The 26579-nt window shown below is 39.7% G+C and carries 21 protein-coding genes; 10 read left to right on the plus strand and 11 right to left on the minus strand.

Going from position 1 to position 26579, the window contains the following annotated elements; all coding sequences use genetic code 11:
- Window positions 1-115: 115 nt before the first annotated feature.
- Entirely contained in the window at window positions 116-2254 is a 2139-nt protein-coding gene (locus tag KO534_RS01470; protein ID WP_215926446.1) for a penicillin acylase family protein, read from the minus strand.
- Window positions 2255-2478: 224 nt separating this feature from the next.
- Between KO534_RS01470 and KO534_RS01475 the strand changes: the two genes are divergently transcribed.
- The 5 genes from KO534_RS01475 to KO534_RS01495 all read left to right on the plus strand — a co-directional run bounded on the left by KO534_RS01475 (window position 2479) and on the right by KO534_RS01495 (window position 5339).
- Window positions 2479-2862 (plus strand): hypothetical protein, encoded by a 384-nt coding sequence (locus KO534_RS01475; RefSeq protein ID WP_215926448.1) that lies wholly within the window; start codon window positions 2479-2481, stop codon window positions 2860-2862.
- Window positions 2863-3003: 141 nt separating this feature from the next.
- Complete coding sequence (locus KO534_RS01480) at window positions 3004-3264, plus strand: DnaJ domain-containing protein (RefSeq protein WP_215926450.1); 261 nt, start codon at window positions 3004-3006, stop codon at window positions 3262-3264.
- An 11-nt stretch (window positions 3265-3275) separates the two neighbouring features.
- Window positions 3276-3740: a hypothetical protein gene (locus tag KO534_RS01485; RefSeq protein WP_215926452.1), complete on the plus strand. Its 465-nt coding sequence runs from the start codon at window positions 3276-3278 to the stop codon at window positions 3738-3740.
- Between the two features lie 27 nt (window positions 3741-3767).
- The gene (locus KO534_RS01490) at window positions 3768-4415 is read left to right on the plus strand and encodes a hypothetical protein (protein WP_215926454.1); all 648 of its coding nucleotides are present in this window, start codon (window positions 3768-3770) and stop codon (window positions 4413-4415) included.
- 9 nt (window positions 4416-4424) lie between these two features.
- Window positions 4425-5339, plus strand: coding sequence for a hypothetical protein (locus KO534_RS01495; protein WP_215926456.1), 915 nt, complete (start codon window positions 4425-4427; stop codon window positions 5337-5339).
- Window positions 5340-5616: 277 nt separating this feature from the next.
- Here KO534_RS01495 and KO534_RS01500 read toward each other — a convergent pair whose 3' ends face one another.
- From KO534_RS01500 to KO534_RS01510, 3 genes are all read right to left on the minus strand, one after another.
- Window positions 5617-6387 (minus strand): SDR family NAD(P)-dependent oxidoreductase, encoded by a 771-nt coding sequence (locus KO534_RS01500; protein ID WP_215926458.1) that lies wholly within the window; start codon window positions 6385-6387, stop codon window positions 5617-5619.
- A 149-nt stretch (window positions 6388-6536) separates the two neighbouring features.
- Window positions 6537-7457, minus strand: a complete 921-nt coding sequence (locus KO534_RS01505; RefSeq protein WP_215926460.1) for an SDR family NAD(P)-dependent oxidoreductase — start codon at window positions 7455-7457, stop codon at window positions 6537-6539.
- A gap of 47 nt (window positions 7458-7504) precedes the next feature.
- Complete coding sequence (locus KO534_RS01510) at window positions 7505-7969, minus strand: MaoC family dehydratase (RefSeq protein ID WP_215926461.1); 465 nt, start codon at window positions 7967-7969, stop codon at window positions 7505-7507.
- 361 nt (window positions 7970-8330) lie between these two features.
- On the opposite strand from KO534_RS01510, the gene KO534_RS01515 reads away from it, so the two are divergent.
- Entirely contained in the window at window positions 8331-9260 is a 930-nt protein-coding gene (locus KO534_RS01515) for a PEP-CTERM sorting domain-containing protein (RefSeq protein WP_215926463.1), read from the plus strand.
- A 73-nt stretch (window positions 9261-9333) separates the two neighbouring features.
- On the opposite strand, the gene KO534_RS01520 is transcribed toward KO534_RS01515, so the two are convergent.
- Genes KO534_RS01520 through KO534_RS01535 form a run of 4 tightly spaced genes read right to left on the minus strand, consistent with a single transcriptional unit; the run spans window position 9334 to window position 13470 of the window.
- Window positions 9334-10953 (minus strand): Gldg family protein, encoded by a 1620-nt coding sequence (locus KO534_RS01520; RefSeq protein WP_215926465.1) that lies wholly within the window; start codon window positions 10951-10953, stop codon window positions 9334-9336.
- Complete coding sequence (locus tag KO534_RS01525; protein ID WP_215926467.1) at window positions 10953-11663, minus strand: ABC transporter permease subunit; 711 nt, start codon at window positions 11661-11663, stop codon at window positions 10953-10955. The genes KO534_RS01520 and KO534_RS01525 overlap by 1 nt, the downstream gene beginning before the upstream one ends.
- Window positions 11660-12421, minus strand: coding sequence for an ABC transporter ATP-binding protein (locus KO534_RS01530; RefSeq protein WP_215926469.1), 762 nt, complete (start codon window positions 12419-12421; stop codon window positions 11660-11662). Before KO534_RS01530 ends, KO534_RS01525 begins: the two co-directional genes overlap by 4 nt.
- Window positions 12422-12465: 44 nt before the next feature.
- On the minus strand, window positions 12466-13470 hold the full coding sequence (locus tag KO534_RS01535) for a D-alanine--D-alanine ligase (protein ID WP_215926472.1): 1005 nt from the start codon (window positions 13468-13470) through the stop codon (window positions 12466-12468).
- A 528-nt stretch (window positions 13471-13998) separates the two neighbouring features.
- Here KO534_RS01535 and KO534_RS01540 point away from each other — a divergent pair.
- Entirely contained in the window at window positions 13999-16284 is a 2286-nt protein-coding gene (locus KO534_RS01540; RefSeq protein ID WP_252731901.1) for a multiheme c-type cytochrome, read from the plus strand.
- A 133-nt stretch (window positions 16285-16417) separates the two neighbouring features.
- On the opposite strand, the gene KO534_RS01545 is transcribed toward KO534_RS01540, so the two are convergent.
- Window positions 16418-18697, minus strand: a complete 2280-nt coding sequence (locus tag KO534_RS01545) for a putative bifunctional diguanylate cyclase/phosphodiesterase (RefSeq protein WP_215926474.1) — start codon at window positions 18695-18697, stop codon at window positions 16418-16420.
- Window positions 18698-18804: 107 nt separating this feature from the next.
- The gene (gene ffh / locus KO534_RS01550) at window positions 18805-20181 is read right to left on the minus strand and encodes a signal recognition particle protein (RefSeq protein ID WP_215926476.1); all 1377 of its coding nucleotides are present in this window, start codon (window positions 20179-20181) and stop codon (window positions 18805-18807) included.
- A gap of 243 nt (window positions 20182-20424) precedes the next feature.
- Here ffh and KO534_RS01555 point away from each other — a divergent pair, with 243 nt between their 5' ends.
- Window positions 20425-21222 (plus strand): cytochrome C assembly family protein, encoded by a 798-nt coding sequence (locus KO534_RS01555; RefSeq protein WP_215926478.1) that lies wholly within the window; start codon window positions 20425-20427, stop codon window positions 21220-21222.
- A gap of 57 nt (window positions 21223-21279) precedes the next feature.
- Window positions 21280-22581 carry an HlyC/CorC family transporter gene (locus KO534_RS01560; protein ID WP_215926481.1) on the plus strand — a complete coding sequence of 434 codons (1302 nt, stop codon included), beginning with the start codon at window positions 21280-21282 and terminating at the stop codon, window positions 22579-22581.
- A 231-nt stretch (window positions 22582-22812) separates the two neighbouring features.
- Here the strand turns inward: KO534_RS01560 and sixA are convergent, their stop codons facing one another.
- Window positions 22813-23289 (minus strand): phosphohistidine phosphatase SixA, encoded by a 477-nt coding sequence (gene sixA, locus KO534_RS01565; RefSeq protein ID WP_215926483.1) that lies wholly within the window; start codon window positions 23287-23289, stop codon window positions 22813-22815.
- Window positions 23290-23637: 348 nt separating this feature from the next.
- Between sixA and KO534_RS01570 the strand changes: the two genes are divergently transcribed.
- A complete protein-coding gene (locus tag KO534_RS01570; RefSeq protein ID WP_215926485.1) occupies window positions 23638-26394 on the plus strand; it encodes an insulinase family protein in 2757 nt (918 codons plus the stop codon).
- Window positions 26395-26579: the final 185 nt, after the last annotated feature.

Raw genomic sequence — 26579 nt, forward strand, 5'->3', positions numbered from 1 at the left:
TTAAGTGAACAGCATTAGCCTATTGCATTCTTTATAAGCTTTTAACTATAAGCGATTAGCCATACAACATTTGATATTAGGTACGTATCTAAGGTTTAAGCGTTTATTTTTCCCCTCATAGTCTAATTTCAGTCGTTTTTTCAGCCATTAAGGCGGCTTTATCCAAAGGCAAATTTCGTTCGTTTTCTGAAGAAAAGATCGGCGCCTGATCATCATAATGTGTTGAGGTTGCATCTAACGTTGCACTGCCGTAATTATGTATAGTGCGCGACGAAACTTTGCCATCGCTGTTCCACTCAACAAACATGATATAGCTATCTCCTGCGGTGGCCTTTTGATAACCTGCGTCCTCATCAAATACACCGTAGACTGCGCGTAATACGTCGGGCGCTCCTGAAAGTGGCCAGCTTTTATCACCCCGCACTAACCGGTTGACTTCTCCCCATTTTGGGTCGATTCGTCCGAAGTGAGTGTCCAATAATTGCAAGGCATTGTGAAAGGTTTCGCTTAATTCTGGTTCAGGCTCGTTTCGCATGTTTGCCATAATAAAGGGGGTTGCGGTTAACACCCCTAGTGCCGCGGCCCTATTCCCAGCATCGGTCGCTAAATTCCAGCTCTGCAGTAGCTGTTGCCCGGATTGCATCAGGCTATTTGACGCAAACGACATGGCCATTAAACGTTTAATCACTTGGTCAACTACCGAGCCTTGAGCGTATTGATTATCGTATTTATAGCTGCGCATTTCCTCCCGGCTGATTGATTCATCCTCACCAAATAACGCTTCGATTCGCAGTCCTCGGTTAGTCATGTTGGTTTGAATACCCATTGACGCGTCATAATCACTGGCCTTTGGTTGGCCAGCGCCTACCGAAGAACGATAAGGAGTGTTGTTGGCATTGTAGACAAAACCAGAAACAGGATTAACGGTTCGTGGCATACGTTCAAACGGGTAATAATCCTGCCAAATAAGATCTGACCGGTCTCCTGCTACTAGGCCCTGCCAATTAATGTCCGAGAACTTTTCGCCCACGGGTCGCTTAGGCATCATCGCATTATAGTAGTGAGCAATATTGCCGTCCTTATCCGCATATACCTGATTGATACTAGGTGATGCAGTCATTCCAAGGGCGGCCTCAAAATCAACTTGGGTGCGAGCCTTATTCATGGCGATCATTTGCTCTAGGGTGCGCATTTCATCCATACCGGCCCAACGAAGTGCAAAAGCGCCCTGCTCTGTTTTGAACACTGGACCGTGCACCGAATGATAAATAGCTTCATGAAAGGTCCAACGAATCGGCCCCCAAAAGGTGACATCAATAGCGGCTTTCGATACTTCAAAGTCACGCCATTCACCATCGAGTAAGTATTGGTCTTCGTTGTTAGGATTAATCGTTAATTCGTACACATCTACTAAGTCAGGCTTGTTTACTGTGCTGGCCCACCCAAGAGTGGGCCCGTGACCATGCAAAATAACCGGTGCGCCAGGAAAAGTACTGCCAGCCATATCCCAGCCCTGCTGCGTCTTGACTCGTGCTTCATACCAAGCGACAGGTCCGGTAAGTGGTTGATGAGAATTAACCAACAAACGAGTATAACCATCATCTGTTCTTGCAGGGGCAATGGCAATCCCTTGGCTTCCTAGATCCGGTTGTGGTGAATCTGTAACCTGTAACCACGCCACTTTATCTAACCCGGTTCCATAACGCCCTTCAACAACTGACGCAACCACCTGATCAAATCCATAAAATAGTGGCGTTTTAAAAGTAAAGCCCGCAACAATGTCCTTACCCGTAACCGGAAGCAATGCTGTAGCTATTTTCCCAGGATGTTTAGACGCGTAATAGTTGACACCATCGGCGTAAGCTTGAGCATGATCTCGGGTTTGCTGGGAAATACGCGTATCGTAGCCCGAATTGACTACGTCCCACACTCCCATAAATTGCACTAAATAATCAGTTTTAGCGGCGTCAACACCATGTAAAGTTGCGAGTTTTCCTCGGGTAACTAGCAAGATATCCTGCATAGTTTCAAAGTCATCTTCCGCATGGGCAAAAGCCAGTCCAAACGCAGCATCAACATCTCTCTCTCCGAAAATATGTGGCACCCCGTATTTATCGCGAATAATTTGTACGTCGTACTGGTCGGCTAAATCATGATATTGAGCAGAATCCACTTTCTCAGGGGCTGTAATCCAAAAACCTAGAAAAACTAACACTAGTATTGTCGCAATTGAGATCAGTATTCTTTTAATCATAAATTCCCTAAGGTGATTCTTTTGTTAAAATATCAATGAGGTAAATGGCAGCTAAGCAACAGTTCCAAAGCGTTCAATCGAACATTAACTTAGGCCACAACACTTTAACATTATTTTAAATTAATATTATCATATCAATTACTTATGGTTTTATTTATCGCTAACAGGGTAATAAGTTAGGTTTAATAGCGAACTCCCCAAGCAAAGCTCAAAAGGAAATAAAGTTGATATCAAAAAAAGTTCGAGAATTATTTGTGTCTTTGATGGAGGCAACCAACAATAATAATACTTCGCAGGTTAGATACGATCCTCGAACAGATAATTATAGGGGCTCATTTAACCTGACTTTACTGAATAAGTTCATTGATGAAGGTGTGTTTGAAGTGGTGTCAAATGACGCCGATGGCATCGAAATATTGATGAATAACCGAGATGATTTTCTAAGCAGTTTCGCGTCGGGCGTCAAAGAAGCAAAGTTAGGTAGGGATCAATATTACGCTGATTATAATGCTAACCCTTTTGCTTTTTCAGTTGGCTACGAGCATTTTATGCACATGAACAAAAAGCCCAAAAAACTTGAAGGTTATGCTTGTTACGGTTTTGAATAAAGCTAATTACTGTGGAGAGACTTTCATTGTTATTTTGCATTACTGAGCATTGTGAAAACAACACGGTAGAGGTAAAATGCGCTACTGAAAATCATAGGCATTTTAAATTGAATCAAATGCACAAAAATTACGATATATTTTATGGATCATTTTGAACTATTAGGGGTGACCAGAACCTCAACGACTGCCGAAATTAAGAAAGCTTATCGAAAACTCGCCAATCAATTCCATCCAGATAGGAATGATGCGGCAGAAGCAAAAGAAAAGTTTCAATTAATTCAAAAAGCTTACGAAGTCATCGCCGATCCTCAAAAACGCTCTTTGTATATTAAGAGTCATTACACTATTACCACAGACCCAAGAGAAATTGCCGATTCCTTTTGGCACAATGCCTTGTTGTAGGAATTTAATTAATGAAAGTCGAAACATCTATACCCGCCTATCTGGCGGATGATTTTTCTATGTATTTAGAAAATATGGAATCATTGAGTGATCCAGAAAACCCTGATTTTTTAGCTAATTACCTTAAGGTTTTATCAGCTCAATTAGCTTCAAGCAGTAAAGTCTTTGATGGCATGGTTGATCAATTAGCTATGGCTATCACTCGAAGCGTAAGAATAGATTCAAAAAATCTAGCTAAGATAGATTTAAGTCAACCACCTTTGTGGGAAAATATTAAACCCTATGTAGCTGTTCATGCGGATGCAAGAGCCGCTATTACTGAGTTAATGAATCACTCAGAACATGAATTAAAAACAGCGGTGTTGCTGGTCCATTTTTATAATACATATGATGCCACACCATTGCCTCCAGTGGATGAAGTTGATATTAACGAAGATGCAACAGATCCTTATGCAACCTATGGTTATGATGAATAAACTTAAACTTTTTTTGAGGAATACCAATTGACTAGTAACGCACTGACTCTTGCCACAGATATTACCGAACAAGCTCAAAACAGCGGTAGAGAAGCCGGTACCTCATTAGAAAGGATCGCTTCTGAACAAGGTGATACGGCGATGTTAGCTGTATTTTCTGAAATGGATATTTTGACCGTGGCGAAAATTGTACGAGAGCATGACGCCACTATTCCCTCTATAGCCACTTGGTTAATGGACGCCGAGTCCATTAAAAAATTGCTAAATGTTGAACCTTCTTATTGGCAAAATCTGGATGAAGATTCGCTATTTAGTGCACAAAACGAAGCTCATAGTTTACTTGCTCAAATATTTCTTTCTTATGATGACGATGAGAAACAAAAAGAGATACTTAAGGCAATTATACAAGATGATTTTGGCTTGTTATATTTATCATTGCCATTTATTGGCCATGATTTCTCAGAACTTGAATATGATGAAGAGCAAATATCGGGCAGCATAGAAGAATTACTTCTTAAGATTAAAAACCTTGATGAAGAAGCCTATAACGAAGTGCTAGCCGTAAGCACAAACGGTAGTTTAGACAACATAGAGGCGGCCTTAAAAAACAATGCCAATAAACAAAGAGTAACTGCTGTGGAAATGGACACCGACGATATGTTTGCCCCTCTATAGGATTATGTCATGAAAATAGCAGAGTTAAGGAACAAGCCTTTTATTCTTTTGGTATTAAAAGACGGACTAGCACAGGGATATTTTACTGAGGAATTTGTGCATAAGACCAAGCAACAATTATCAGATATGTCGTTAAGAATAGCATCTGACAATTTATCTATAATCTATGCAGATCATATTAAAAAAGCCTGTGAAATAGTGCTTGGGATCATCAACCTCGGGTTATTAAGTCATTGTGACAACAGTACTGAAAAAGCCAAAGAGATAATTAAAACCCAAGGAATTGTGTATTGCTTCAGAGCCGGTTGGGCTAAATATGCTGAATTAAAGCAGATTTCTGCTGAATATTTTAAACAAATCAAACTTAGCAGCTACGCGCTGGGCGCTAACGACACCACGGATATAACACAAGTTCATGCAAATTTTGTCGAAAGAGGACAAGACAGTCTAAGGCTTTTTAATTTACATAGAATTATATCCTCGCAATATGCTGCGAACGTAGTGATACCTGAAACTGACGAAGATTATCTAAGGTTTGAGCTAACTAAACTGCTTAACTCAGCCATAGCACTAAGGCTTATCGATTCACAGCACAAAGTATTTAATAACGAACGCTACAATCAACTTATTGCTTATCTGAGTACTACCGAGGTCAATCAAACCCTAGAAAAGTTCGAGCAGTGTGTAGAAGACTTTACTCAGCAACAACCTGCCTCTACTAAAAAGTATCTGCAAGAGTCGTCTTTATTGGATTTTAATGAGTTTAAATCAATCATTAAGTCACAAAAGAAACTAACAGTTTATGTTCCTGAAATATTAGAACTGTCTGTCAATCTCACCAATGAATTGAACGATGATTTTGAAGGCGGTTATGATTTTGGTATAGATGATCAAGAAGATATTGCTTATTTAAAACCTGAATAATTCGATTCCACTAAGGGAATATACTGAAGATAGCTCAGTTGCGATTAAAGGTCTGCAAATGCCATTAATTCGGTAATAGATTAACTCTACCCATAGTGCATAGCATTAAGTTAGTGGTCGAAAAAATAAAAGATTTCATAAGCAGCTAACTACATAAATACATACAAGCGCGAGCTAAAATTTTGCGCTTGTATGTGATTTCCAGATAATGAAAAAAATATAGATTTAACCTAAGAGATCCATGGCGCTTAGGAACTTATTTTTAATTTTTCTACACTCAGCCTGCATTTGCCACCTGTCCACCATCTAAAACAACAGTGTGACCACATACGTAATTACTCGCACGGGAACAAAGATAAATAGCAGTGCCTGCAATATCAGCCATTTCACCCGTTTTACGAGCAGGCAAACCATTTGCAATATCTTGTTCATGGTCCATGATATGTTTTGTCATTTTACTGGGGAAAAAACCGGGCGCGATACCATTGATATTAACATGAGTAGGACGAAGGTCTGCTGCCATGTGACGCGTCATTTGAATGACTGCTGCTTTACTAGCCGAATAAGAGTAATTGTCCATGCGTGGATGAGTGATGCCATTAACCGAGGCAATATTCACTACTCGTGATGGTTCATCGGCGTTTCCAGCTAAGCGCAATGCCGGTAATAAGCGTTTACTTAAAAAGAAAATAGACTTCACGTTTAAATCCATAACCTTGTCCCAACCTGCTTCTGGAAATTCCTCAACAGACGCTCCCCAAGTCGCACCTGCATTATTAATCAGAATGTCTATCTCTGGCTCTCTTTTAAGCATGTCATCTGCAAAAGCATCCACTCCCGCCATAGTTGATAGATCGGATTGAACGGCGATACACTCCCCCAAAAGCGATAGTTCAGCGGCACATTGTTGTAATTGCTCAAGTTTACGTGCGGTAATATAGGTCTTGACTCCATTCTCGACAAAACCACGAGCGATCATTGCACCTATTCCGCTTGACCCACCAGTCACCACAGCCACTTTACCCGCAACAGAAAAAAAATTATTCATCTACGATCCCTATTGTTCAAAAAATGTGTTTTAAAAACATTTAGTATTAATAACTTGCCCGATTACGTTAAATATTTTTGATCGGTATTAACGCTCGCACATGTTGCTATTTTGGCATTAGCCTATTGTTATCAATCAATTGCACAGTGTTATTTGGTGCTTAAGTCAACACCCAATGAAGCAGCAGCTTTAGCGACATATTTATTGGTTTGCATCCAGCCTGCTTTAAGTTCTTCGGCGTTACTTTGGTCTTCAAGTGCTGCCCATTTTGCTAATAAATTTTCTGGTGTTTGTTGCTCAGGGGATAAATAAATGCCATCAGTTTCTTTGATTACAGCTCTGGCATAGCCCCCTGCCCCGCAACCTAAAATAGTGCGATTCGGCGCATTTTGGGCAACTAAAACTAATAAACCTGTGGTAACCGATTCAACTGTCATCAGTTCTAAAACGCGTTTATCTTCAATCAGTTCTTCAGTCATTGCTGTACGCGCTGTAGGAGACAGGCAATTAACCTGAATATTATTTTTTTGTCCTTCGATACATAAAGTATTCATTAGGCCCACGACTGCCATTTTGGCTGCGCCGTAATTTGCCTGACCGAAGTTACCGTATAATCCCGAAGATGATGTGGTCATGACGACACGACCATAGTTTTGTTGTTTCATAATGCCCCATACTGCTTTAGTGCAGTTAACCGAGCCCATAAGATGCACATCAACAACTAGTTTAAAATCTTCGATTGGCATATTAGAAAAAGACTTATCTCTTAATATTCCGGCGTTATTAACTAAAATATCAATACGGCCCCATTTTTCCATGGCCTGATCGACCATGCTTTGCACTTGTTGCATATCAGCGACGTTGGCACCATTTGCCATCGCTTCTCCACCAGCCTTCTCGATTTCGGCCACTACAGCTAACGAACCTTCAGACATTGCACCATCTGTTGAAGCCAAGTCATTAACAACCACTTTTGCTCCTCGTGCCGCTAACGCTAATGCATGAGAGCGACCTAAACCAGCGCCTGCGCCCGTCACTATTGCTACCTGATTGTCGAATCTAATTGTCATAACGTCCTCAAAATATAAATTGTGAAAATAATCGAATCACTCTAGGTTTATGGAGTAATGATTGTCATTGTTAACCACTGTGCGGTTAATGCTGGTTTATCTTCCGAATCAATTTCGACTGTGATATCCCATGTTAGTAGAAATTGCCCAGGCCTTTTTTCAAGTACATTGGCCAACACCATATGCCCCCGAATTTTACTGTTCACTTTTACTGGCTGTAAGAATCTGATTTTATCAAAGCCATAATTCAGTCCCATCACGGCATTTTCTATATGGAGTCCTGCGTCATAGGCAATGGCCGACAACAAAGACAGAGATAAAAAACCATGGGCAATGGTACTCCCAAAAGGCGTTTCTTTAGCTTTAATTGGATCTATATGAATAAACTGATGATCGTGGGTAGCATCGGCAAAACTATCAATTTGATCTTGGGTAATGGTAAACCATTGTGACACTCCAGTTGATTTTCCAACATAATCAATTAAGTTCTGCGCTTGCGTTGTAACAGCCATAATAGGGTTCCTTTTTAATCGCTATAAGCACAATAATACGCTCGAATAGAAATTGATTAAAATCATCCTGTGATATGGTCGGCTATAAACCAGAAAAAGGGTTGGATGTTTTATGCGTTGTTTACAGAACTCTAACCTTGGTCTTTATTAGCAGGATTTTACTGCTAATTATCAATACCTTAAACTTACCTCCTAAAATTAAATCAACAATGAAGTACTTCCAGCTTTATCCAATACCAATGCGTAAACACGTATTTTCTTATTATTTTTGATGGCTTAGCGCCACAATATAAATGCTCACGTTGTGTTAATCGGTTTAACTCGTTATTCTCATTCGATAAAATTATCCAGAGTCCTGACAATGAAACCATTCATTACAATCCTTTTCGCTTTTGTATTAATGTTAAATCATGCTTTTGTATGTGCTGCAACCAGCGTGTTATTTATAGGCAATAGTTTTACTTTCGGCTATGGCTCTGCAACTAAACATTACCGAGCGGACTCGGTCACAGATTTAAACAATGAATCTATAGGCGGAGTACCCGCACTGTTTAAGTCTTTTACCAAACAAGCTGGGCTAAATTACGACGTATACTTAGAAACCCGGGGGGGCAGTGATTTTAATTATCACTTAGAGAACAAGTTAAAGATAATAGGTACACAACCTTGGGATCAGGTTGTCATGCATAGCTACAGTACTATGGATAGTGAAAATCCCGGTGTATCCACTGCGCTGGTGCAATCGACCGCAAAATTGGCAGAATTTTTACACAGTCTCAATCCAAAGGTCGAAGTGTATATAACCGCCACCTGGTCACGACCTGACTTGATTTATAAGGCAGACCGCCATTGGTCTGGCACCCCTATTGAAAAAATGGCTTTAGATGTTCGCGCTGGTTACGACCAAGCGGCACAAACACCTTTTGTCAAAGGAGTTAACGCTGTTGGTCAAGCCTGGAATCAAGCCATGAAAATTGGCATTGCTGATCCTAATCCTTATGATGGCATTGAGTTTGGAAAAGTGAGTTTGTGGACTTGGGATCATTACCATGGCAGCAATTATGGCTATTATTTACATGCTTTGATGGCGTTCGGAAATTTGACTGGGTTAGATCCACGCTCGTTAGGCGAAAACGAATGCTCAGGTTTTGAGCTTGGCATGTCTCAACATCAAATAACAATGCTTCAACAAGCCGCTTTCGAACAGCTCATCAGTGAAAACAGAGTCACACCGGCGCCACTGAAAAAATCGACCGAGTCCTCCTACCCTAAAGGTTGCAATGCGATTTAATCAGAATAACCTTTCTATCAGTAGCCTAGAGCCTAGTATGCTTTTGAAAAGAGCTAAAAGAAGTGGTTGAGCGCTATCTATGGTTTTTCAACCACACCACAAACCCAGCAATAACCAATAAAAAAGGTAATAAAAATAATACCACTATCACCTGACGTTTTTGTTTGCTGGTTAAATCTAAGCGTTCAACTTTTATTTCTTTAGCACTCACAAAGGTTTTGTAATCTAAGTCTGCTAACCAGTTAACTAGATTCAGTGCCAATTGCCCGTTGCTGTATTGATTAATATAAACGTTAGTTAAGAAATCTGCGTCGGTGAATACAATTAATCGCGTATCTGAAGATTTAGGGAACTGTTGATGTTCCGCGTTTTTTTCGTCAATGACAACATATGAAAACGCTACTGGGCCAAGTGTATCGGTATTCGGATCATATTGAATATCTAACATTCGATTGGTTTCAGCCCAACTATTTTCAGTCGATGCAGTGGAGACAATGACTGCGTGTTTTATGCTGGAGCGACGCTGTGGCAATAAACGAATAGATCTAGGCCGCACAAAAAAGGTGTAATCTAAACCTTCGGTTATTGCTTTATGCTTTTGGTAATTTTTAGTTGCCGGCGTTCCTACATCTCCGCCTACATGATTGGTAAAGTCCACCACAATGTCAGATTGAACATCCAGTCCCCATTGATTGAGGATGCCGTTTAAACTAGGATTTTTTTGTAATTGTTCGGCACTTAACGGATTATCTGGCGAAGTAATTAAAGTGTGTTCAATAAGAAACAACGCATCACCACCTTTGGATAGGTAATCAGTAATCAGTGTTTCTTCTGTCTGGCTGAGTTGATTTTTAGGGCCTGCAATAATCAACACATCACAATCTTCAGGGATAGATTGAGTCATACCCAACATCAAAGTATTACTGTGGATATTATTATCTGACAACAATTGTTTAAACTTAGATAACCCCGTATTTTCTTGATTTGAAGTCAAATACTCTCCATGACCAGTTAAAAAATAAACCGTTCTGGGCGCTCTACTAACACCAGCAATCGCATTAGTTAGTTTATCTTCAGACAAGGCTTTTAAACTAAAATCAACCTCTTTACGGTTACCTAAAGATTGCACTATCACCTTGCGTTCATCTGCGTTAATGGCATTACCAAAAGTGGCGGCGTAAGCAATTTGTTCTACAGGATCGACGACTTCAGTCTTAATCATACCGGCCGACACCCTTTCGTATTCGGTCAATATATCTTGAAGATATTTCGGTGGCATACCAACGTAAAAAGCGGTTAATTTCACCTCTGTCGTTAACGCGCTGACATATTCCATGGTGTTGTTAGATAATGTGTGTTGTTTGTATTCAGTGACGTCCCATCTAACGTTCGATAGATTAACCAAGTAATGACTCAAACTAATAAATGCGGTGCTAACAATCAGGGCACAAATTATGAAAAATAGTTTTCTCCCGCGCTCTACAATCAAGATACGCTTTAAGCCTGAAGACCTACCTACTTTAAGGTTACGTTTTGTAATCAAACGTAGCAGTACACTAAAAGAGATAGCGCCCAACACTGCGAGCAAACAAGCCAAATAACTAAATTGTTGTTCGACAAAAAAAATGCCTAAACCAAGGCAGAGGACAAAAAGCGCTACGCCGCAGCTTAAAGGTAAAAGGTAAGCTTTCATTAATGCCACAACCTGTTGTCGATGCTCAATCTAGTCAACGCCAGACAACACACAATGCCAGACAAATAATAAACCACATCGCTTGGTGTAATGATGCCTATTGCGAAATTTTCTAAGTGTGTGTGGGTACTCATTTGCAAAAGAAATTGCTCGGCAGAACCACTCAAATATTGGGTAAAACTAGTAGCAAAATACAATAAAAATAAAATCAAATAAGACACCATTGCCGCAATGATTTGATTGGACGTCCAAGATGACGCCAGCAAACCAACCGCTATAAAAAAGGCTCCTTCTAGCCAAATCCCTAAATAACCAAATAACATCCCTAATGGGTCTGGATCGCCAAAATACTCAACAATGAAGTAATAAGTGAGAGTTAAAGCTATCAGCAACGAATAAAAGATAAGCATACTGAAATACTTACCCAACACTATCATGCTCTGTGTTAATGGTGCGGTTTGCAAAAACTCCATGGTGCCATTGGCTTTTTCTTCTGAAAATAGTCGCATTGTTAGAAGTGGGATAAAAAACACCAGCATAAACTCCATCAACTGAAATACATCTCGAAGGGACACTTCTCGGTTTTGATCTATGACTAAAAAGAAGAACACATTAAATAAAGACAACATCAAAATTAAAATAATGTAAGCAATCGGTGAGCTAAAATAGCCGTGCAATTCCTTTTTAATTAACGCAACAATTTTACTCATCGGCTTTCCAAAGCTTGCGACTCGCGAGGTGGCTGTTGGTGATGGTTTATGAAAACCTGCTCTAAAGTCAAAGGTTGTACTTGATTGGAGTTTGAAAGATTTAGTAGTTCATCAAGTGGCTTATCAAAAACTATCTGTCCTGTTTTTAGCAGTATCACGCGTTTTGCTACTTGCTCAATTTCAGTCAACGTATGGGTACTCAATAATACGGTTCGCTGGTCTTGCTGATTTTTAATCAATGCTAATACTTGTTGAATTTGCATTGGGTCGAGGCCACTTGTAGGTTCATCTAAAATGAGTAACTTAGGCTCGTGAATAATTGCCTGAGCAATACCAACGCGCTGTTTATACCCCTTAGACAAAGTACCGATTGTTTTATGTTTAACCTGCTCTAAGTCACACTCTTGAATTACTTTAGTGAGTTGCGAGCGGCGTTTCTGCTTTGGCACATCTTTAATTTCAGCAGCAAATTTTAGGTAATATTGCACCGTCATATCGGCATAAAGAGGTGGTTTTTCAGGTAGGTAACCAATTTTCCTTCGGATGTTCACGGAATGTTTGCTCATGTCATCACCATCAATAATAACTTTGCCAGAGGAGGCACTGATATAAGAGGTTAAAATTCGCATTAAGGTGGTTTTCCCTGCACCATTTTTACCTAGAAGCCCAACAATATCGCCACTGCGCATTTCAAAAGAAACATCTTCTAATGCCTGATATGCGGCAAAGTTTTTACTGACCTGATCAACAATCAACACTTAAGATCTCCCACCTGAAAATGATATCAATATCAGTAATTTTATTATAAAAGTTTTGAAACCGAGGCGCGTGGCCAATGAAGACTGCGTTGTTGAAGTACTTTATTGTGAATTTTATCTGCTCTGGCTCGACTCGACAGCACGTTTAACATCTGCCCAATCACTTGGTCATAACTTAAGTTGTTCGCAATCGCACATGCTCTTAAAAAATAGCTGCTTTCAATTGTCATATTTGGAACTAGATTGGCGTCCATAAAAAAGCATTCGCCATAGTTATTCATTCTCACATCAATCAACCCAAAGTCGCGAATTCCGAGTCCTAAAAATGCTGACTTTGCTAATTCATTTACTCTATGACGCACGTCTGGATCTTCTATTTTTATACAACGACTAACGCTTGAATATTGGTTGGCCTGTCTCAACACCTCCATGGGTGACACTGTCATTTCCGCGGTGCTATTACAAATAATGGCCACCGTAAAATCACGCCCTGGCAAATATTCCTCTACCAGAGCAACTTGGTCACTATGAGAGCAAATTGAATTAACCTTAGTTTCAAATGCCGCAAAAGTTTTTACGTAAGACAATTCATCAATGCCGTTGTTTTCATTGTTATCAACTGATTTGATAAATAAAGGAAAGTCTAATGGCAGTGAGCTTGGTGACAAAAACTGCTTAGAGACAGCAGTAAAATGTCGAGCCGTTTTAATTCGCATATTGGCTAAATGAATTTTTGCAGAGGCTTTATTGGAATCGAACCTTAATATTTCACGGTCAGAGCCTGAGAATGTAATTTTATGTTTCGAAAAATACTCAGAAAACCAAATATCTTCAGCGTGGTCGGTTGCCGTAAATTTTTGGGCTAAGACAACTAAATCTGGCTCCCTAGCCACCACAGCACGTAAATCTTCTTCGGACTCACATACAGTTAACTTCACCGAGTTTCCGGTGCGTTGTATAGACGCCACAATGTCATTACAGGATGAATGACCGCCAAACCCAGATTTCTTCTGGATGGGGTCGTTAGTTGTTATTACTTCAATATTCAATTTATATAACCATGTGATTTAGTATCGAAAAGTCGACCTGAACAAATTAACACAATACATAGATTTTAATCACAAAAACGTTAAACAAACTGTCTGCTTACCCAAACAGGTCTCAACTAATTAGCACTAACGGTAAATAAGTAGCGATTTTTCCAACATCATAGTCCTATTTCACTATCTCTACACGAAAAATGCAAGAAACCGCAAAGGGTCAGATTAGCGCTATTTTTCATTTAGTATTTCGAAATGACAGGTTATCGCTGTTATCTTGAAGTCCCCCCTGGTTAATGCACACGATGTCCTACAAGCGATTAGACAAAGTGTCGCGCTCCTTAAATTGACTTTATGCAATCAGAGCATCACAAATACAGAAATTATAAGAGGTTGTCTACCATATCGCTGGGTATTGAAAAGCTAGGTACACAAAACCAACGGGTAGTATCGTTATAATTGTTGTAGAGCTATTTCACTATGTGTTTATACTAATAACATAAACACATAGTGAATATAAATGGCCAACCATTTTCGATGACATATCAAGTATCTATTTTATTAACGCTCTGCATGTTAGTGGTAACACCACTAGTATCAGCCAACACAAAAGACAATTCATCTAGTTCAAATAATCAATACATTGGCTCCGATGCCTGCCAAAACTGCCATCAAACAGAGCATCAACTTTGGCAGCAATCAGATCATCATAAAGCCATGCAAGCGCCCAGCGCAGAAAGTGTGCTCGGAGATTTTAATAATGTTGAGGTTGAGTTTCACCAGATCAAAACGCGCTTTTTTAAACGGGATAATCAATATTTTGTAGAAACCACCAATAAACAGGGGGAGCGTCAAACCTTTGATGTAAAATACACCTTTGGTTTCAACCCATTACAACAATACATTTTGGATACCGGCAAAGGCCATATGCAAGCCTTTAATATTGCCTGGGATACGCGTCCCAAAACTCAAGGTGGTCAGCGTTGGTATCACTTGCAACCTGACGAGTCTATCACCCCAGATCACCCATTCTTTTGGCAACGACACTTTCAAAATTGGAACAGTCGCTGCGCTGAATGCCACACCACTGGGTATCAGAAAAACTACCAATTAGAAACGAACAGTTACACCACGAATTTTGCAGAGGCGACTGTAGGTTGCGAGAGTTGTCATGGTCCAGCGACATTGCATCAGACCCAGGCTAAAAGTAGTAATTTTGACGCCAATAAAGGTTTTAACCAAGCATTAGCAACACCACCGGTTTGGGGTTTTGCCGCCAATGATCCTATCGCTAATTTAGTCAGCGGTAAAAATAATCAATACATGCAACAGTGTGCCGATTGTCATTCACGGCGCTTACCTATTGCGAACAAAACACAGACTATCAACAACGCCCCGACAGACTATCACGACACCAATAGCTTAAGTTTATTGCCGTCAAATTTATATTTTGATGATGGTCAAATAAAAGATGAAGTCTTTGTAATGGGTTCTTTCTTACAAAGTAAAATGGCCAAAGCGGGGGTGACTTGTTCGAATTGCCACAATCCCCATTCGGGTAAGTTAAGGTTGCCTGGCAATCAAACATGTACTCAGTGTCATAGTGCGCCTACTTACGATTTGCCAGAGCATCATCAACATAAAGTTGATTCACTAGGTTCACAGTGTGTTAATTGCCATATGCCTGCACGCACTTACATGCAGGTAGACGACAGGCGAGACCATAGCTTTGTTATCCCTAATGCCGCGGTATCTGCAGCTATTGATTCCCCCAGTGCCTGTATAAACTGCCATCAAAAAGAGGGCGTATCATGGGTAGCCGCGCAACTTGCTAATTGGCGCATTGATAAAGCTAAATCGATAAACATGCAAGCAACAACTGAGCATTGGTCAAACATCCACTTGCTGCCTAGCACCGAGCAAACTCGCTTTGCCAAACGACAACTCTCAAAAACTTCACCTATAGTGGCTGCAAAATTACTAGAAATCATCAATCGTCAGCCAAGCCAAGAGTCTGTCACATTAGCAATTGAACAACTCAACTCAGAAGAACCTTTGCTAAGGCGCGCTGCCATTGACGTATTACGTAACTTACCGCCTAATCAGGGCTATCAGTACCTATACCCAATGTTGAAAGATCCCGTGAAATCAGTGCGTTTTCATGCCAGCTCATTATTAGCATCGTGGCTATCACAAATGCCCGAAACCTTGTTGCCAGAATTATCCTTTGCGATAGAGGAATACAAAACTTCATTGTTGCTCACAGCAGATTTTCCTACTTCTCAACTCAGTCTTGCGCAGTTGGCTTTGGCGATGGGTGATAACAAAAAGGCGCAGCAACACTTCGAGCAGGCATTAATCATTGCACCTCACTTGCCTATTGCCATGTTGTCGTTCGCTGATTATTGGCGGCAAACCAACAATGAAACAAAAGAGTTGGCAATATTAGAAAAGGCTGTCGCTATACACCACGACTTTGCTGATGTATTTCACCAATATGGTTTGTTTTGGGTACGTAAAAAGGAATATTACAAAGCCGCGCAATGGTTAGTTAAAGCCAGTGAACAAGGCGATGCACAACCCTACTACGCCTATGTTGCGGCCACAGCCTTAGATACGATAAACCGCACAACACAATCTGTGGAGTTACTGCTACAAGCTAACCGTCGCTGGCCGCTACAGGGCGATTTGTTATATTCACTTGCGCTTTATGGTGAAAAAATCAAAAACGAAGCGGCGCTGAAAGTTGCCCTAAAAGATTTACGATTAATAATGCCAAACAACCCTCAAGTTCAACAATGGTCACAACAATATGCTCAATAGTTTTTACTACCAAAAGCACACTCTTCGCTGTTAATGCCTTAAGTGCATAGCTAATTGCGTTAACCAGTTGCAGTTCTATTATTGCAGACATGGCTTTAGACAATTATCTAAATTATTGACCTTAGGATAACGCTTAGGCTGGTGACGAAATGACTTGATGGCGCTTAACAAAATCAATGAATTGTTGTTCTGGTAGTGGCCGGCTAAAGTAAAAACCTTGTATCTCATCACAACCCATTGAAGCTAAAATATCCTGCTGGTCGAGCCCCTCAACGCCTTCGGCGATAACTTTTAATTCTAAGTTTCGGCCTAATTCTATAATGGTACGCACTATCGACTGGTCTGCAGGTTGATGCTGGATATCTTGAATAAATGACTGATCAATCTTAAGTTTATCGATATTGAACTTACGAAGATAACTAAGCGAAGAGTAGCCAGTTCCAAAATCATCTATCGCTAGGTGTACACCTAATTTTTTAAGTTCCGCTAAAGTTTCAATGGCCTCAAGTTCGTTATATATGATGACACCTTCGGTCACTTCCAGCTCCAAATTTTTCGCTTCCAATCCAGTCTCTTTTAATACACCTTTTACTTTGCTCAGAAAATCTTTGCGGCCAAATTGAAGAGGAGAGATATTGACAGCCATAACCAAATCATTCCAACCAGAATTCACTAGATTTTGTGCTTTGTTACATGCGGTATGTAAAATCCAATCACCTAAAGAGTCAATAAGACCGGCACGTTCTGCCAAAGGAATAAACTCACTTGGGGCAATCCACTGCCCATTTCTTTGCCAGCGGATAAGTGCTTCAGCACCAATTATTTTGTTATTCGAAAGCGCCAACTGTGGTTGAAAATACAACTCAAACTGCGCATTTTCAATCGCGGTCCGCATGTCTTCAACTAGCTGCTGTTGGTAAAATAATTTATCGCCTAATTGAATATTAAACAAAACATGACTTTTATCACCGCTTCTCGCCGACTTGTCTAACGCTGCTAAGGCATTTTTGTGCAATTGTGTATAGTCACTGCCATGTTGCGGAGAATTAGCAAAACCAAAATCAAGTTGCACTTGATATTGGCAATGGAAAATTGTTGAACTTATCTTGGAGTCTATTTGTTCAACCAAACTGTTTATTTGTTGGTTATTCAAATCACAGGTGCATACTAAAGCAAAACTTTTTTCACCTGTATGGAAAATACGGAAACCCGTCTTATGTATCGATAACAATATGTTGTCTAATGCGGAAGCGACTTCTTTAACCACAGTCGCAGCAACAGTCACCCCTTGACCTGACATCAACTGGCTAAAAGAGCGAATTTCAAGCAGTCCAAAAGTGAATATTTGTTTAGTTTGGCACAACTCGGTAACGGCTTTCTCTAATTCGTATCGATTAAGTAATCCCGTTTGTGGATGAAAACTCGCTCTATATTGTAATTCTTGTTCAAACTTTTTACGTTCTGTAATATCAGTTAGATGCATGTCCCATTGCTGTAAATCTTCTAGCCAATGCAGGTCACACTGAAAGTAGAGTTCAGCTATTTGATATTCAAACTGTTTAGAGTCATTCGCCCCTTCTTCCAAAAGTTGTTTTTGATGCTCTTCAATATCTTTAGCTAACAACAAATCCACTTTGCCTTCGGCAAACCCTAATTTTTCGAGTAAATTTTCAGTTGCGGGGTTGTAATAGGTCACCACATTTCGATTATCTAGGCTAATTACTGGGTTAGGGTTTCGAGTAGAAAAAAGTGAAAGCCGCTGATTATAGACAGAGGTATAAAGATAAGCCTTAATAGCCTTTGCCACTATAAACGCCACAATCAAAGTAGCAAATCCATACAACACCACAAATAATCGTACCAACTCTAGGCCATTTAAAATAACCATTTCCGAGTCTTCAACTTTTTGTTCGGTTAAATTGATTAACTGCTGAATTTGTGGGCTAGTAGCTCGGCGTACATCACTAATGGTACGCAATTGCTCACGAGCTAAATCCCAATTGGTTTCGGTGGAAGTAATGTTTGCTACAAACGCTTCTGCAAGTTTGTTCAATTCAACCAGGCTAGACTGAGTAATACGTAAAGGTGGTATATCGCCAAATCTAACCAGTAACTCATCAAAAGCATTTTGTGCCTGTAGATTACTTTTGGCGTAACCTAGTTGGAAATCATTCTGTTGCTGGGTCGCATAGAATTCGTACAAGAAGCGTTCTTTTTCTATCAAGCTGCCGTTTAATTTGCTCAACAGATCATATGAAGGTATTTGCTGTGCTATCAAATCTACAGTTTTCTGGGCGATATTCTCACCCTTATAAAAAACCACTCCACTGACGGCCATTCCTAAAACCAACACTAGTGCAAATATTAGGTTGATAAGCTTATTGGAAGGTTGGTTGAGAATATTGATCGACAATGCAAAAAACCTATCTAGGTAACATTTAAGTTGAGATAAACCAATAGGACACTATAATGAAAAACCCACGTTTATACATTTCCTTGTCCTATCAATTATATCAATGTTTAACGAAACGGAGGCATGCCTCCCGGCCCACCTGGAGGCATCATGCCTTTCATATTACGCATCATTTTTTTCATGCCTCCACCAGACATTTTCTTCATCATTTTTTGCATCTGAGTAAATTGTTTTAGCAACCTATTTACATCTTGAATTTGAGTGCCTGATCCTGCCGCAATACGGCGTTTTCGTCCGCCCTTTATCACATCTGGGCGAGTGCGTTCACCAGGTGTCATAGAATTAATAATGGCTTCCATTTGTACAAAAGATTTGTCGTTGGCCTTTTCTTTAATTTGCGATGACATATTGCCCATGCCCGGCATTTTATCCATCAAAGACATCATACCGCCCATACTGCGCATTTGCTCCAATTGCTCCTTGAAGTCTTGCAAATCAAACCCTTTACCTTTTTGTACTTTCTTGGCGAGTTTTTGCGCTTTTTGTTTATCAACTTTGCGTTCAACTTCTTCGATCAGGCTTAACACATCGCCCATGCCCAAAATACGTGAAGCGATACGCTCTGGATGGAAAGCTTCCAATGCATCCAATTTCTCACCCATACCGATAAACTTAATGGGTTTACCCGTGATATGTCTGACTGAAAGTGCAGCTCCACCTCGAGCATCACCATCAGCTTTAGTCAAAATAACGCCAGTTAAAGGTAATGCATCATTGAAAGCTTTAGCTGTATTAGCCGCATCTTGCCCCGTCATGGCATCTACCACAAACAAAGTTTCTACTGGGTTAATAGCTTTGTGTAGAGCTTGAATCTCACCCATCATTTCGCCATCAACATGCAAACGACCGGCTGTATCTACTAACAACACATCAAAGAAATTCTTGCGAGCAAAATCAATGGCGGCGTTGACTATATCAATTGGCTTTTGAGTTTCAGATGACGGGAAGAACTCCACACCTACTTCTGTGGCAAGGGTTTCAAGCTGTTTAATGGCTGCCGGTCGATAGACATCAGCACTGACCACCAATACTTTTTTATTTTCTCGTTGTTTTAGTAACGAAGCCAATTTACCAACACTAGTAGTTTTACCTGCCCCCTGTAAACCTGCCATTAACACAACGGCAGGAGGTTGCGCAGCCAAATTCAAGGACTCATTAACCTGCCCCATCACCGATTCTAATTCGGACTGAACAATTTTAATGAATACTTGCCCAGGATTCAGACTTTTACTGACTTCTGTACCTACCGCCCGCGCTTTTACTTGCGCAATAAAATCTCTTACTACTGGCAATGCCACATCAGCTTCAAGCAACGCCATTCGCACTTCGCGTAAAGTGTCTTTGATATTATCTTCGGTGAGTCGCCCTTTTCCGCTAATGTTTTTAAGGCTTTTGCCTAAGCGTTCGCTAAGATTTTCAAACATGTACAATGCTACCTAGAATTTTTTATGTGGATATTATATAGAAAATGCTAACAGATAAGAATGCTCAAAAGCATATCTATATACAGATTTTATCAGTTAATGCTTAAAACTGAATTGGACTGTGTTATGTATTGAGAATAAGTGTTATTTTCTTTAGTAACCTGTTGCCTCTTTAGTGTATGGAAAATTCAATAAGTAAATGTCTATCTCTGCTCTCCTAAATATTGATCTAGGTGTTCTGCCATGTTGACGGTCACCCTTTGTATTATTTTTTATGTTCTGGCATCGAGCATTATTGTCGCTGGTATGTTCCGTGAAAAAGGCCCTAATAAGCCCGCCGCTATTTTAACTGTGGTGGTAGCTATTGCTCTACATCTATTTATTTTGAGTAGCGAAATATTAATAGAGCCCGAGATGGGACAAAATATGAGTATGCTTAATGTCGCTTCTTTAGTGGGCTGGCTAATTAGTATTACTATGCTTCTGGCTTCTTTTAGACTGCCCAATACCATTTTATTGCCCGTTGTTTATAGTTTCACTGGGTTATTAGTGTTACTTAACAGTTTGATACCCAACTCTCATGTTATACAAATCAGTATTAAACCAAACTTACTGATCCATATTAGTTTGGCTTTATTTGCCTATGCGTGTTTGGCCATCGCGTCGTTGTATGCAGTGCAATTGTCTTACATAAATTTACGCCTAAAAGAAAAAAATGCTTCGCTGTTACATTCTTCTTTGCCACCACTTATGGCAGTCGAAAATATCCTGTTTAAATTATTGCTGGTAGGCACGATTTTGCTGACGCTATCGTTAGCCAGTGGATTCATGTTTTTAGATAATATGTTTGCCAAGGAGCAGGCTCACAAGACCCTGCTTTCTCTCTTAGCCTGGGCGCTTTATACTGTGATTTTAATTGGTCACTCAAGGTTTGGATGGCGCGGAAAACCGGTCATTTGGTCGACAATAGTGGGTGGTATATTACTTACCCTAGCCTATTTTGGAAGTCGATTTGTCAGAGAAGTCATACTTAACGCTTGAATAGCAATTAAATTGCCCTTAAAGTGCGACTTCATTTTTACCAAAGGATTTCCATAGTTGGAAGACATTGCCACCAGTAGTTTATTTATAATTCTCGGTGTTTTGATTTTATTCTCTGCATACTTTTCAAGCTCAGAAACGGGTATGATGTCGATTAATCGATATCGCCTCAAACATCTTGAAAATGAAGGGCATAAAGGTGCATTGAGGGTACAAAAATTACTGCAACGTCCAGATAGGCTAATTGGGTTAATTCTAATTGGTAACAATCTTGTCAATATCGCCGCATCCTCAATTGCTACTATCATTTGTATGCGTTTATTTGGTCACTTAGGTCTAGGTGTAGCAACGGCTATCACAACCTTTTCATTGACCTTAATCATTTTGATATTTGCAGAGGTGACGCCTAAAACGCTCGCAGCATTATACCCTGAGAGAATTTCCTTCCCTAGTTCGTTTATTCTGTTGCCGTTACTAACATTACTTTACCCATTTGTGTACTTGGTTAACGGTATATGCAACGGTTTATTAGCGCTGTTTCGAGTTAGGCCAACTGGTGATGATGGCAATAGTCTTAGTCGTGAAGAGCTTCGCACTGTTGTGCATGAAGCCGGCGCGTTAATCCCACAAAAACACCAAGAAATGTTAATGGGTATTTTAGACCTCGAAAACGTCACCGCAGAAGATATTATGGTGCCACGCAGTGACATTGTATCTATCGACATTAATGATGAATGGAAAGATATTCAGAAAAAATTGGTCAACTCACAACACACTAGGGTTTTGTTATATCGAGATAGCATAGACGATGCAGTCGGATTTGTGCATGTCAGAGATGCACTTAGACTACTCTCGAAAGATGAATTCAGCAAAGCGACGTTACTTAGGGCTGTGCGTGAAATCTATTTCACACCCGAATCCACACCTCTACATACTTTAATGTACAAATTTCAAGAAGAAAAAGAACGCATTGGTTTAGTGGTTGATGAATATGGTGACATTCAAGGTCTAGTCACCCTAGAAGATATATTGGAAGAAATTATAGGTGATTTCACAACCAGCTTTTTACCGGACCACAGTAAAGAAGCCAATCTGCAACAAGACGGAAGCGTGTTAATCGATGGCAGTGTTAATATTCGTGAACTCAACAAAGAGTTAGACTGGCAGTTCCCAACAGAAGGGCCGAAAACCTTAAACGGGTTAATTTTAGAGTATTTAGAAGACATTCCTGAAGCCAATATTGGGTTACGCTTGGCCGGTTACCCGATTGAAATCTTAGAAATGAAAGACAATATGGTCAAAACGGTGAAGGTACTACCAGAATTCCATCGCAATGATGAAACCCATTTTTCCGAATAGCTCGAATAACTTAGACTTCAGTTTTTAGGCGATTATTTTTAATTTTGTTTTTGAAAAATTCTACTTTTTCATTCAAGTTTGTTAGGCGATCATAAATCCCCTGAAGCTCATCGTCGTGAGTCAGTTGCGATTCATTTACATGATATTCCAATGCCTGTTGCAAGACAGCTGGCAAACTTTTGCTAATCATATTGAGCGTATCGGTTCATACAAAGAATTTCTTAAACTAATTTAAACTGGATGATAGATATTTTCAATTACACCCGTTCCACTGTTAGCATCATAGTCAAGCACCACAAGACTTGAAGTGTCGAACAACATAGTTTGTTTGTCTCTGTGGACTTCTTCAAGGAAGTAACTGACAAATGGCATATGACTTACGATAATAAAAACATTGATAGACGGTGTGTTGTCAATTAGGGCTCTTACAAAATCATGTGCCACTTTCGGATCGCCATCTGGAGTCACATCGTCACAAATTTTTGTCTCTGTTATGGTCACCTGAGAACTAAGTTTTTGCTTGGTTTGCTGAGCGCGAACATAACTACTTGTTAATGCGAGATCAATTGGAATATCTGCGCCTAAATAATTTGCTAACCATTTACCCGCATCTTTCGCTTGTTTTTCGCCGTGAATCGTTAAACTGCGCGTCTTGTCCTGCACTCGAAACGTTTCAGCTTCGCCATGACGCATTATAATTAATTTCATAGGTCTCGCGGAATTTGTGTTTGCCACATTAGAGTCTGTAACGGCTAATATAGCAAAAAATATAATTAAAAATCTGCCCCTTTAAAAATATAGTTTATGCTTGAAATGTCTTATACCAATCAGTATAAAGAATTGCTAAATCAGAAACTTCAGGGCAGTTTTGGGCAAAACGTCGCTGTTCGGAATAACAATATCAGCTTAGACTAGCTTTAATGGAGTTATTTTGTCAGTTGTTGCATTACTTCTGAGTTTTTTGACTTAGAACAAACATTTCGACCTTTAGGTTAACGCTTACACCATATTCATTTCTCGATACGAATTAGAACTACAATTTAGGAACAGATAATTTTGCTAAAGAGTGCCTACGATAATCGTCAATTTAACCACATAAAATTGGCTAACGGGCTGCGAGTTTTATTAGTACAAGACCCTAATTCTATAAAAAGTGCCTGCTCTATTACGTTTAATGTAGGCCATTTTGATGATGATAAAGACTGTCATGGTATCAGTCACTTATTGGAGCATATGCTGTTTTTAGGGAATTCGAATTATCCACGGCCGAATGAGTTTAATGATTTTGTTAGCACCCATGGTGGTTGTGTTAATGCGTTAACAGGGACTGAATACACTAGCTTTTTTTATGACATTGCGTGTGAATATGAACAACAGGCGTTAATTCATTTACGTGCAATGTTTGATAAACCTCTCTTCAATCCCGCACTTATTGAAAAAGAGATTAATGCGATAGACTCGGAATTTCTATTAAAACAAAAAGACGATTTACGACGTCTTTATCAAGTTCATAAAGAGACATGTAACCCTAATCACCCCTTTAGCCAGTTTTCAGTCGGTAATAAAGAGACCTTCGCCCCTTTCACAGTTGAGCAACTGCAACAAAAATTGCAACGTTTGTTCCACGGTTTTTATCAACCACAAAATGCTTGTTTGTGTTTGGTAAGCCAGCATGATTTGTCAATTACGGAAGGTTACGTTCGTAAACTATTTAGCGATTGGACTGGAAATTGTAAGTTAACTCGCGATGCACAACCAGCACTATACTTAGCTTCAAACTTAGGTGTACAAATTAACATATTGCCTTTGCAAAAGGCCAAAAGAATGATTTTGACTTTTGCGCTTCCTGAGCAACGTACACATTACAGAAGTAAACCTTTAAGCGTTTTAAGTCATATTCTAGGTGATGAAGGTAAAGGAGGCTTATTACATTTCTACAAAGCTCAAGATTGGGCAACAAACTTAAGCGCCGGTGGCGGCATAGAAGGCAGTACTTTCAAAGATTTCAATATTAACCTTCAGTTGACTGATAAAGGCATTACGCACAGTGATGCTGTCATAACAGCACTGTTTTCCTATATCCAATTAATCAAAGACTGTGGAATTGAACCATGGCGAATTAAAGAAACCGCCACACTAAATCAATTAATGTGGGACTTTCCAGATCAAGCAAAAGCGATTGACGAAGCAAGCCACTTTAGTCAGGCAATGTTCGAATACCCTATTCATCATCTAGTTGCTGGCGAGCATATTTTGGATAAACCAGACGTGGGCATAGTTTTACAAATGTTAGAGTTTTTTTGCCCCCAAAATATGCGTATAAAGGCTGTAAATCCTTCGGTTAACGTTACTCAAACTGCCAAGTGGTACCAAACCCCTTACAGTGTGGAGAGTATTTCGACGCAGCGCATAAAACATTTTATGAGTGGCCAATGGCGATCCAGTTTTATGTTGCCAAAAGCGAATCAATTTTTACCAACATGCAAAACATCACAACCCGTTAATAAAAACTATGTTTTGCCTAAAAAAATTGTCTGTGAAAACGGCTTAGACTTCTGGTACGGCCAAGACCATAAATTTAAACAACCCAAAGGAGACTGCTTTTTAACCTTTGATTGCCCCGCCATTAATGAGGGTGTACAGCTGACAACGGCGAAACGACTATGGGTGGCACTATTAAACGAAAAACTGAACCAAAAGTATTACCAAGCCAACCTAGCCGGCATGCATTTTCATTTTTACCCTCATCAAGGAGGGTTTTCCCTGCAAACTAATGGTTTTAGTGCAAACCAATTGGAGTTTTGCACTAACCTTTTGACAAAAATAGTCATACACGAGGATTTTTCTAGTAGTTTCGCTCAAGTAAAAGCGAAGCAATACCAAGGCTTATCTAACACGGTTTTGAATAAACCTATCAACCGACTTTTTACAACACTTGCCGTGATTATGCAGCAACAAAATCAAGCCTCTTCAGACATGATACAAGTGATGGAGAATTTAACCCTTGATGATGTTGAATCGACCAAAACAAAACTACTGAATCAATTTCATTTAGAGGGAATGATGTATGGCGACTGGTCTCAAGAAGAGGCTAACCAAGTAAGTGTGGATATTAAAGCCTTTAGAAAAAGGCATAAACATTCACAGAAAATCCATAGAGGGGTAGCAGATATTAGACACAACAAAGCTATTTCATTTGAAGTAGAGTGTCAGCATAAAGATCCAGCGGTAGTCATATATTTTCAAGCGCCTGATGCGAGTCTTAAAAACGTTGCATTAACCATTCTGGCTGAACAACTATTAGCTACACCCTTTTTTAATCAGTTGCGGACCGAGCAACAACTAGGGTATTTAGTTGGTAGTGGTTATATCCCTTACAACCAGCACCCTGGTATTGGTTTTTATATTCAATCACCGCAACACAGTGCTGAATACTTGATAGATGCCATTCACTTGTTTTTGCAACAAATCACAGAAAATATTGATCAGTTCAATCATATTTGGGATCCGCTCAAAAAAGGAGTGATAAAACAATTAATGGAAAAAGATACTAATTTAAGTATGAAGAGCCAACGATTATGGATGGCTATTGGCAATCAAGATACCGCATTTTCATACAATATTAGGATGACTAAAACCATCGAGGAAATTGACTTTTCAGCTCTCAAATCTTATCTCATCGCGTTAGTATCGCGACAAGGTTTTGGAGAAATTATTTTGTACAGCGCAAGTTCAACACAAACACTTTTAAGGTTTCCGACGGAAGTAATTACAAACATTCAACATTTCAAATCCAACACACAATACATTTAAAAATTGGATTATTTAGCTAAAAAAGCAACAATCAGACACTTTTATCCTTAAGACTCCTGTTTAATCGAGATTAACACTTGTAGCAGCCCTATAAATTAGGCATATTTAGTGATGGGCGATATGGATATGCTGCCGACAGAACCCGATAATATAAGAAGGTAGAAGACTACCTCAAGGTGAGAATT

Origin of the sequence: Paraglaciecola arctica, from assembly GCF_018861065.1 — a bacterium.
GTDB lineage: Bacteria > Pseudomonadota > Gammaproteobacteria > Enterobacterales > Alteromonadaceae > Paraglaciecola > Paraglaciecola arctica_B.